11 protein-coding genes are annotated in these 9,289 nt (G+C 72.9%); 4 read left to right on the forward strand and 7 right to left on the reverse strand.

Annotated elements, in window-relative coordinates; translation table 11 throughout:
* Nucleotides 1-12 precede the first annotated feature (12 nt).
* On the reverse strand, nucleotides 13-369 hold the full coding sequence (locus ACWDX9_RS54525; protein WP_449970285.1) for a TIGR04222 domain-containing membrane protein: 357 nt from the start codon (nucleotides 367-369) through the stop codon (nucleotides 13-15).
* A gap of 165 nt (nucleotides 370-534) precedes the next feature.
* On the opposite strand from ACWDX9_RS54525, the gene ACWDX9_RS54530 reads away from it, so the two are divergent.
* On the forward strand, nucleotides 535-993 hold the full coding sequence (locus tag ACWDX9_RS54530; protein WP_355212137.1) for a VOC family protein: 459 nt from the start codon (nucleotides 535-537) through the stop codon (nucleotides 991-993).
* Between the two features lie 234 nt (nucleotides 994-1,227).
* On the opposite strand, the gene ACWDX9_RS54535 is transcribed toward ACWDX9_RS54530, so the two are convergent.
* Nucleotides 1,228-1,812, reverse strand: coding sequence for an Rv1733c family protein (locus ACWDX9_RS54535; RefSeq protein WP_449970289.1), 585 nt, complete (start codon nucleotides 1,810-1,812; stop codon nucleotides 1,228-1,230).
* Between the two features lie 31 nt (nucleotides 1,813-1,843).
* Nucleotides 1,844-2,434, reverse strand: coding sequence for a helix-turn-helix domain-containing protein (locus ACWDX9_RS54540; RefSeq protein ID WP_449970291.1), 591 nt, complete (start codon nucleotides 2,432-2,434; stop codon nucleotides 1,844-1,846).
* Between the two features lie 95 nt (nucleotides 2,435-2,529).
* On the opposite strand from ACWDX9_RS54540, the gene ACWDX9_RS54545 reads away from it, so the two are divergent.
* On the forward strand, nucleotides 2,530-4,116 hold the full coding sequence (locus ACWDX9_RS54545; RefSeq protein WP_449970294.1) for an FAD-dependent oxidoreductase: 1,587 nt from the start codon (nucleotides 2,530-2,532) through the stop codon (nucleotides 4,114-4,116).
* On the opposite strand, the gene ACWDX9_RS54550 is transcribed toward ACWDX9_RS54545, so the two are convergent.
* Nucleotides 4,113-4,715: a flavin reductase family protein gene (locus tag ACWDX9_RS54550; RefSeq protein ID WP_449970297.1), complete on the reverse strand. Its 603-nt coding sequence runs from the start codon at nucleotides 4,713-4,715 to the stop codon at nucleotides 4,113-4,115. The two genes, ACWDX9_RS54545 and ACWDX9_RS54550, sit on opposite strands and share 4 nt — an antisense overlap.
* A 55-nt stretch (nucleotides 4,716-4,770) precedes the next feature.
* On the reverse strand, nucleotides 4,771-5,928 hold the full coding sequence (manA, locus tag ACWDX9_RS54555) for a mannose-6-phosphate isomerase, class I (protein ID WP_449970300.1): 1,158 nt from the start codon (nucleotides 5,926-5,928) through the stop codon (nucleotides 4,771-4,773).
* 138 nt (nucleotides 5,929-6,066) lie between these two features.
* Between manA and ACWDX9_RS54560 the strand changes: the two genes are divergently transcribed.
* Nucleotides 6,067-6,690: a TetR/AcrR family transcriptional regulator gene (locus tag ACWDX9_RS54560; RefSeq protein WP_449970302.1), complete on the forward strand. Its 624-nt coding sequence runs from the start codon at nucleotides 6,067-6,069 to the stop codon at nucleotides 6,688-6,690.
* Between the two features lie 18 nt (nucleotides 6,691-6,708).
* Nucleotides 6,709-7,605 carry an ABC transporter ATP-binding protein gene (locus ACWDX9_RS54565; RefSeq protein ID WP_449970305.1) on the forward strand — a complete coding sequence of 299 codons (897 nt, stop codon included), beginning with the start codon at nucleotides 6,709-6,711 and terminating at the stop codon, nucleotides 7,603-7,605.
* A 34-nt stretch (nucleotides 7,606-7,639) separates the two neighbouring features.
* Here ACWDX9_RS54565 and ACWDX9_RS54570 read toward each other — a convergent pair whose 3' ends face one another.
* Nucleotides 7,640-8,947: a cytochrome P450 family protein gene (locus ACWDX9_RS54570; RefSeq protein WP_449970308.1), complete on the reverse strand. Its 1,308-nt coding sequence runs from the start codon at nucleotides 8,945-8,947 to the stop codon at nucleotides 7,640-7,642.
* Nucleotides 8,948-8,974: 27 nt separating this feature from the next.
* Nucleotides 8,975-9,289 (reverse strand): NAD(P)/FAD-dependent oxidoreductase (locus ACWDX9_RS54575; RefSeq protein WP_449970310.1); only part of this gene is annotated, 315 nt, incomplete at its 5' end.

The following is a 9,289-nucleotide window of genomic DNA, read 5'->3' on the forward strand; positions in this document are numbered from 1 at the left end:
GCGTACGCCGGGTCAGCACGTCGTTGAGATGCCTGGCCCCCTCGTGGGTGGCGGCGTAGACGCCGAACGCACGTGCCGGTAGAGCGCCCGCTCGACCGGCACCGCCTTGGTCACCCGGAACCCCTTCACCGGCGTGACCAGCCCCTCGGTCGACACCCGCACCCCGCCCTGCGAGACCAGCGACACCAGCGCCGCGTTGATGACCCGCCGCGGCCCGCCCGCGAGGAAGGCCGCCTCGTAGACGCTCAGCCGGTGGCTCCCGCGCGCCGCGACGGAACGGGCGCGGAACAACGCGAATTGCGTCCGGATCGCGATGAGGACGACCAGCGCGAGCAGCACGATGGCAGCCGTGTGTAAGACCCCGTCCATACAGCCTCCCCAGAGGCGGCCCCTTTTGCATGAAGGACTCTTCCGGACGCGCGAGGGTTCCCGGAAACACTTACAGGTTTCTCGAACCATGCGAGCGGGATGAACGGACGGGGCAGGTGGGTTGGACGAGGCAATGAACGCCCGCATTCCCGCTGAGGAGATCGCATGAGCGCACCTACCGACGACCGCCCCGTACGGCAGCTCCGGCTGGTGGTGGAGGCCGAGGACTACGAGGCCGCGCTGGCCTTCTACCGTGATGTGCTGGGCCTTCCCGAGCAGGCCGCGTTCTCCGGCGGTGACGGCGCGCGGGTGGCGATCCTGGACGCCGGCAGGGCCACGCTGGAGATCGCGAACCCGGCGCAGAAGAAGATGATCGACGAGGTCGAGGTGGGACGGCAGGTGGCGCCGAAGCTCCGGGTGGCGTTCGAGGTGGACGACGCGCGGGGCACCACCGAGCGGCTGGTGGCGGCGGGTGCGACGGAGGTGGCGCCGCCCACGGTCACGCCCTGGGAGTCGTTGAACGCCCGGCTGGACGCGCCCGCGGGCCTGCACATCACGGTCTTCGAGGAGCTGCGCGACCTGGAGGAGCGCCAGGCGCTCGACGGCTTCGGCACCGACGCCTGAGTGCGTCAGCGGGGCGCCCGCACCGGCCGCGGCGGCTCCAGCTCCGCCTGGCCGGGCAGGACGCCCCGCGCCCGCACCCCGTTCATCCGGGTGACGCTTCCCATCCCCTACACCTTAGACGCCCGGAGATCACCGCGATTCGGGTGAATACCGCCCTTGACCTGGGCAGGACCTTGACTGGGGCCCTGACCGGGCATGCGATTTCGGTATAGGACGGAATCGACGGCCCGGCATCTACGACGAACGCCGGCGCCGCCACCGCGCGTCGGCCAGCGACCAGGCGGCCTCCCACTCGCGGTAACGTCCCCGGTCGAGCATCAGCCGGAAGCCCGCGAACCCCAGCCCCGCGACCACCGCCGCCACCAGCACCAGCAGCAGCGTCGTCGCCACGGCCGTGACCCGGAGGTCGCCGGGGCTCGGTGGCGCGCTGACCCGCCGGCCGCCGGGATCGACCCAGATCCGCACCTCCGTGCCGGCCTTGGCCAGGGGCGGCGCCATCACGCGGCCGGTCGTCGCCAGCCCGGCCGGCGTCGTCCAGTGCGCCGGGGCCGGCTCGCTCCGGGGCGCCTCCCCGAACGACAGGCGCGTGACCGGCGCGTCCGCCAGCAACGTCGCCACCACCTCCCGGCGCCCGTCGCCGAGCGCCGGCAGCGCGTGCTCGTACGACTGCCGCCCCGCAGCCGCCGCGGGCCACACGCTGAGCAGGACGAGGACCACCGTCACGAGCAGCACGGCGCTCTCCAGGCGGTCGGAGCGCCGCCGCAGCGGGTTGCCGTCCGGCCGGTGCCGCCGCACCCACCGCATCACCGACTCGGTCACGTGCATCATCATGCACCAGACCACCGGGTGTTCACCGGGTGGTCGGGCGGGCGCGGACGTGCATGCGCTCCCCTTGAGGGCCGAACAGGGCGAGGATCTCGGTCGGCTCCGGGCCGGGATTGGCGGACGCGTGCGGCGTCCGCGTGTCGAACTCCGCCACCTCCCCCTCCGCCAGGATCACGTCGTGCTCCCCGAGGAGCAGCCGCAGCCGCCCCGACAGCACGTAGATCCACTCGTAGCCCTCGTGGACCTTCTGGTCCGACGGCCCCGGCTCGTAGCCCGGCCAGTGCGGCGGGAGGATCTGCTTGTACGCCTGCACCCCGCCGGGCCGGCGGCTCAGCGGGATGAACGTCGTGCCGTGCCGTTTGAAGGGGCGCATATGCACGCGCGGGTCACCGGTCACCGGCGCGTCGATCAGCTCGTCGAGCTGCACCTGGTACGCCCGGGCCAGCAGCAGGAGCAGCTCCAGCGTCGGTTTGCGCTGACCCGACTCCAGGCGGGACAGGGTGCTGACGGAGATGCCGGTGCTCGCGGACAGCTGCGCCAGCGTCTCGCCACGCTCCTGGCGCACCGACCGCAGCCGCGGCCCCACGGACTGGAGTACGTCGTCGAGGTCGTCCATGCGACCTACTTTGCCATTTCGGCAATGAAATTTGTCAAATCGGCCGCCGGGCGCGGACAGTGTCGGACATCGGAATCACCGTGAGGAGAGGCGATATGGACGCGAAGTACGACGTCGTGGTGGTCGGGGGCGGGGCCGCGGGGCTGAGCGGGGCGCTCACGCTGGGCCGGGCGCGGCGCAAGGTGCTGGTGGTCGACGCCGGCCGGCCGCGCAACGCGCCCGCCGAGGGCGTGCACACGTACCTGGGGCGCGAGGGACTCCCGCCGCTCGAACTGCTGGCCGCGGGCCGGAAGGAGGTGATCGGGTACGGCGGGGAGATCGTGACCGGCACCGTCACCACCGCCGAGCGGCTCGACGGCGGGGGCTTCCGCGTCGCGCTGGCGGACGGCGCCACGGTCGAGGCGGACCGGCTGCTGGTCACCACCGGCCTGACCGACGAGCTGCCGGACGTGCCGGGCCTGGCCGAGCGGTGGGGCAAGGACGTGCTGCACTGCCCGTACTGCCACGGCTGGGAGGTGCGCGACCAGGCGATCGCGATCCTGGGCACGGGGCCGCTCTCCGTTCACCAGGCGCTGCTGTGGCGGCAGTGGAGCGCGGACGTGACCTTCTTCCCGCACACCGCGCCCGAGCTCGGCCACGACCAGCGGCGCCAGCTCGCCGCCAGGGGCGTCACCGTGGTCGAGGGCAAGGTGGCGGGCCTGGAGGTCACGGACGGCAGGCTGTCCGGGGTGCGGCTCGCCGACGGGCGCGTGGTCGCCTGCCAGGCGCTGGCGACCGCCGGCCTTCTCACCGCCCAGGCGGGGCTGCTCGCGGCGCTGGGGCTGGAGACGGAGGAGATGGAGATGTCCGGGCACGTGATCGGCACCCGCGTCCCCGCCGACCCGACGGGCGCCACCAGCGTGCCCGGGGTGTGGGTGGCGGGGAACGTGACCACCCTGAACGAGCAGGTCATCGGCGCCGCGGCGGCGGGGGTGCGGGCGGCGGCGGCGATCAACGCCGACCTGGTCGCCGAGGAGACCCGCCGCGCCGTCGCCGCCATGGACGCCTCTTACGTCGCCTCCCTCGGGGCACCTGAGGAGTACTGGGATGCCCGTTACGCCGAGAAGACCCGGATCTGGAGCGGGAACCCCAATGTGACGCTCGTCCGTGAGGTGTCGGACCTCGAGCCCGGCACGGCGCTGGACCTGGGGTCCGGCGAGGGAGGCGACGCGATCTGGCTCGCGGGCAGGGGATGGCGGGTCACCGCGGCCGACGTCTCCGGCGTGGCGCTCGAACGCGCCGCCGGGCACGCCAAGGAGGCGGGCGTCGCCGACCGCATCGACTGGCAGCGCCACGACCTGGGCGTGTCCTTCCCCGAAGGCGTCTTCGACCTCGTCTCCGCCTGCTTCCTGCACTCGTTCGTGGACCTGCCGCGCGAGGAGATCCTGCGCGCCGCCGCGTCGGCGGTCGCCCCCGGCGGGGTGCTGCTGGTCGTCGGGCACGTGGGATGGCCGTCCTGGGAGCACAACCCGCCCGTCGAGGTGCACTTCCCGACGGCGCAGGAGGTCCTGGACGCTCTCGGGCTGCCGGAGGGGGAGTGGGAGGTGCAGGTCCGCGAGGAGTACGAGCGCGCCCAGGACGAGCCGGACGGCCGGCACGGTGCCCGCACGGACAGCGTGCTCAAGGTCCGCCGGCTGCCCTAGCGGGGCGTCTGGCTGCGGTAGGAGTGGCCGAGCTCGGGGCCGAGGCCGAAGTAGTGGCGGAAGTTGTAGATGAGCGGGCTCCACGTGCCCGGGTCCACGTGCTGGGTGCCGGGCACCACGATGCGCGGGTCCGCGTGCACCCTGCTCACGACGGCCTCCGCGATCACGAACGACCCCGAGACGTCGTGGCCCACCCGCTCCGCCCGCGCCTCGAACTGGAGGGGGCACTCGGCCACGCGCGGCGGCCGCACGGTCTCGGAGGGCTCGGGCCGCAGCCCGGCCGCGGCGAACTTGCCGGGCTCGTACCGGCAGCCCGCGTGCTTGGTCGCCGGCACCGGGTGCCGGCCGGTGAGGGGCGCCAGCCGTTCGACCGCCTCCCACTGGTGGGGAGCGGGCAGGTTGACGACCACCTCCGGGCGGCTCATGAGGTTGCGGGCGGTCTGCCCCTCGGCGCCCAGCCCCAGCACGATCACCTGGCCCAGCGCCCAGGCCGAGGACATCGGGGCGAGGTTGAACGTCCCGTCCGGGTTCTCGGTGGAGAGCAGGACGACCGGGGTCCCGAAGTACAGGACGCTCGGCTCGATGGTCACAGTGTTCATGCGGGCGAGCCTAGGAACGGGACGTTCAACGCCGGACCGAAACGTCGTAGCGAATCTACAATGTAAAGGCGCCCGGCTCGGCGCGGTACGCCGTCCCCTTCCCGGCAAGCGGCACCGACGAGGCGGCCGCGGGGATGAACGCCGACTCGCCCGGCCGCAGCGTCAGGCCGGCCAGGCGGGCCTCCCCGTCGATGCAGAGGACGATCTGGGGGGCGCCTCCGGGCAGCGTGTGGGGGCTGTCGAGGTCGTAACGGGTGAGGGCGAACTCGGGGGCCGGCGGCCGGTAGTGGTGCTCGCCGGGCGTGTCCTGCTCCGGCCGGACCAGGTGCGGGTCGGACGGTGTGAAGTCGACGACGCGCATGAGCTCGGGCACGTCGATGTGCTTGGTGGTGAGCCCGCAGCGCAGCACGTTGTCGGAGTTGGCCATGATCTCGACGCCGATGCCGCCGAGGTAGGCGTGGGGGACCCCGGCGCCGAGGTAGAGGGCCTGGCCGGGGGCCAGGTTGACGTGGTGCAGCAGGAGCGCGGCGGTGACGCCCGGGTCGCCGGGGCAGGCGCGGGCGAGGTCGCCGTAGACGGCCAGGCCGGGGTCGTCGGACTCGCGCAGGGCCTGCTCGACCTGGGCGCGCAGCGGCTCGTGGGCGTCGTCGAGCATCTGGGCGAACACGGTGCGCAGGTCGCCCGCTCTGAGCAGGTCGCTCCAGGGGGCCAGGTCCGGCACGGCGAGGCGGTCGAGGAGGGCGGCGGTGGCGGCGGGGTCGCGGAAGCCGCACAGGCCGTGGAAGGAGGTGATCGCGCAGACCATCTCGGGTTTGTGCGAGGTGTCCTTGTACGTGCGGGCGGGGTCGTCGATGGGGACGCCGCGGGCGTCCTCGTCGGCGAACCCGGCCCGGGCCTGCTCGGTGGTGGGGTGGACCTGGAGGGAGAGCGGCCGTTCGATGGCCAGGACCTTGAGCAGGTAGGGGAGGGCGGGGCCGAAGCGGGCGGCGGTGGCCTCGCCGAGGGTGGCGGCGGGGTCGTCGGCGATGAGCTCGTTGAGCGGGGTGCCGCCGACGGTGGAGGGGTCGCCGGGGTGGGCGCCCATCCACAGCTCGGCCTGGGGCCGGCCGGTGGGCTCGGTGCCGAAGAGCTGTGGCAGGGCCGTCACCGAGCCCCAGTCGTAGGGGCGGATGGCGGTGGCCAGGCGCATGGGCGCCGGGTCGGGCTGTGGCACGGCGTTGTCTCCGATCGTCGTGCTTGGAGCGTAGAACGAGACGGGCGGATGTGCGTAGCCGGGGGGCGCGTTGCGGGGCTGCTATACACAGGTATAGTCTGCTTTTCAGGTGAACAGCGAGCTATACAGGGGAACGGGATGACGACCGTACCGGATCCGGAGGATCTCACGGCGCGTGCGCGGATCAGGGACGCGGCGATGCGGCACATCGGCGAGCACGGTTTCGAGCGGGCGACGATCCGCGACATCGCGGAGAGCGCCGGCGTGTCCCTGGGGCTGGTGCGCCATCATTTCGGCTCGAAGCAGGCGCTGCGCGAGGCGTGCGACGAGCAGCTGATGAAGACGATCCGCAGGCTGAGCGAGCAGGCCGCGAGCGACCCTTACGGCGCCGGGCTCAACCCGGCCGCCGTCCTGGGCCCGTACCAGCCCTATCTGGCGCGGGCGCTGACGGAGGGGTGGGCGGCGCCGCTGTTCGACGAGATGGTCGACCTCGGCGAGGGGTGGATCGCCGAGGCCGACAAGAGCCGTCCCGATCCTCCCGACGTGGACGCCCGGTCCCGTTCGACGATGATCGCGGCGATGGCGTTGTCGGCCACGGTGCTGCGCCAGCATGTCGAGCGTGGCATGGGTGTGGATCTGACCAGCCCGGAAGGGCAGGTCAAGCTAATGCGGGTGATCGTGGACCTCTACTCCCACCCGCTGCTCAGCCTGGAGGAGGCCGCTGAGGCCAGGAAGGCCCTCGATCGGGGCGCGACCGCGTGAATCTGGAGGAGCACCGCCATGAGTGACGCCATCGTGGTGAAGGGGCTGGTGAAGTCGTTCGGGACGGCCAGGGCGCTGGACGGGCTCGATCTCGGTGTGCGGGCCGGTGAGGTGCACGGCTTCCTGGGGCCGAACGGCGCGGGGAAGAGCACGACGATCCGGATCCTGCTGGGCTTGGTGCGGGCCGACTCGGGGACCGCCCGGCTGCTGGGCGGTGACCCGTGGTCGGAGGCGGGGGAGCTGCACCGCCGCCTGGCGTACGTGCCGGGCGACGTGACGCTGTGGCCGTACCTGTCGGGCGGCGAGGTGATCGACCTGCTGGGCCGGTTGCGCGGCGGGCTGAACGCGCGGCGCAGGGCGGACCTGCTGGAGCGGTTCGACCTGGATCCGCGCAAGAAGGCGCGGACGTACTCGAAGGGCAACCGGCAGAAGGTGGCCCTCGTGGCCGCGCTGGCCTCCGAGGGGGAGTTGCTGATCCTGGACGAGCCCACGTCCGGCCTGGACCCGCTGATGGAGGAGGTGTTCAGGGAGTGCGTCAGGGAGGAGCGGGCGCGGCGTACGGTGCTGCTGTCGAGCCACGTCCTGTCCGAGGTCGAGGCGCTGTGCGACCGGGTGACGATCATCCGGGACGGCCGCACGGTCGAGACGGGCACGCTGGCGGAGCTGCGGCACCTGACCCGGACATCGATCGAGGCCGAGCTGGCGGGGCCGCCGGACGGGCTGGCCGGGCTGCCCGGGGTACACGACCTTCGGGCCGGTGACGGGCGGGTGCGGTTCAGCGTGGACGGCGTGGCGCTGGACCCGGCGCTGCGCCGGCTCGCGGAGGCGGGCGTGCGCAGCCTGGTGAGCCGGCCGCCGACGCTGGAGGAGCTGTTCCTGCGGCACTACGAGCGGCACGCGGAGAGCGTGGGCTGACCCCGGACGGGCAGGCCCGCCCGTCCGGGGCGCTTCAGCGGGCGCGCGGGCCGAGCAGGACGGGCATGCTGCGGGTGCTGTTGCCCAGCAGCGTGTCCAGCGGGGCCAGGTCCTCGGGCCGCGCGGCGGGCGCGATCTCCGGGAACGCCTCGAACAGCGCCTTCAGCGCGATCTCGGCCTCGATCCTGGCCAGCGGCGCGCCGAGGCAGAAGTGCGGCCCGTGCCCGAAGGCCAGGTGGGCGCTCGGCGGGTTGGTGATGTCGAAGCGGTGGGCGTTCTCGCCGAACTGGCCGGGGTCGCGCCCCGTGGCGGCGAAGCAGGCCAGCACGGGCTCGCCGGTCCGCAGGTGCACGCCGTCGATCTCGATGTCCTGTACGGCGTACCGCATGGGGAAGTAGGCGATCGGCGAGTCCCAGCGCAGCGTCTCCTCGACCGCCGCGGCGTAGTCGCACTGGCCGGTGCGCAGCAGTTCGAGCTGGTCGGGCCTGTTGAGCAGGGCGCCGATGGCGTTGGTGATGAGGTTGACGGTGGTCACGTGCCCGGCGATGAACAGCAGCTCGATGGTGGCGAACAGCTCGTCGCTCGAGAGCCGGTCGCCGTCCTTCTCGCGCAGCCTGAACAGGTCGGTGATGAGGTCCTCGCCGGGCGTGTCCCGGCGCTCCTCGATGATCTGGTCGAGCAGTTCGTGCAGGGCCCGGCGTACGTCGGGCGAGTCATCGAGTGTGTCGGACACCTGGGCCACGGCGTCGGAGAGCTCGTGCAGCGCGTCCTGGTGCTCGGCCGGGATGCCGATCAGCTCGGAGATGACCTCCCGCGGCAGCGGGTAGGCGAACTCCTTGCGCAGGTCCACCGGCTCGTCCGGCGGCAGCTCGGCGAGGGCGTCGAGGAGCCTTTCGGTGAACGCTTCGATCTTGGGGCGCAGCTGCCGGAGCCGGCGCGCGGTGAACGCGCCGGCCACGGGGGTGCGCAGGCGGCGGTGGTCGTCGCCTTCGGCGTTGAGCATCGAGGTGTCGGTGACGATGCGGTCGATGGCGGTGCCGGCCGGGCAGGTGTCGCGGGTGGCCCAGTGGCGGATGTCCCTGGACAGGCTCGGATGGGTCAGGACCGTCAGCAGCGTGGCGTAATGGGTGGCGGCCCAGGCGGGTACGCCCTCGGCCGTCACGGGCACGAGCGGGCCGGCCGCACGCAGCCGGTCGTTGTCGGCGTGCAGGCTCGGGGTGGCCGGGTCGAGGACGAACCGGGCATGTGGGCACCCTGGGCCGGCGTCCGGGTCGTATCCGTCTGCGGCTTCTTGTTCCCGAGCGTCGAGAGTGTCCTGATCGAGGCGGCTTTCTTGGCTCATGGGTCTTCCCGTCCGTCTGTCGTTGGGTCATCCCGCGCGGCGCGGGCTCAAGGCCAGCGCGGTCACGTCGAAGCCGGGGTCCTGGTCGAGGTACAGGTCGCGGACCAGCTCTCCGGCGGCGGGCGCGTTGCACAGGCCGTGCCCGGAGAAGCCGGTCGCGTACAGGAAGGCCGGCGGTCCCGGGTGGTGGCCGATGAAGGCGGTCTTGTCGGGGCTGGCGTCGCGCAGGCCGGTGACGGCGGTGTGCAGCGCGAGCCCGGCCAGGCTCGGGTACGTGGCCGCGAGGCGTTCGGCGACCTGCCGCCGCCACGCCTCCCGGTCGGGCCCCGGGTAGCCCATGCC

The sequence above is a fragment of the Nonomuraea sp. NPDC003201 genome (genome assembly GCF_053590415.1).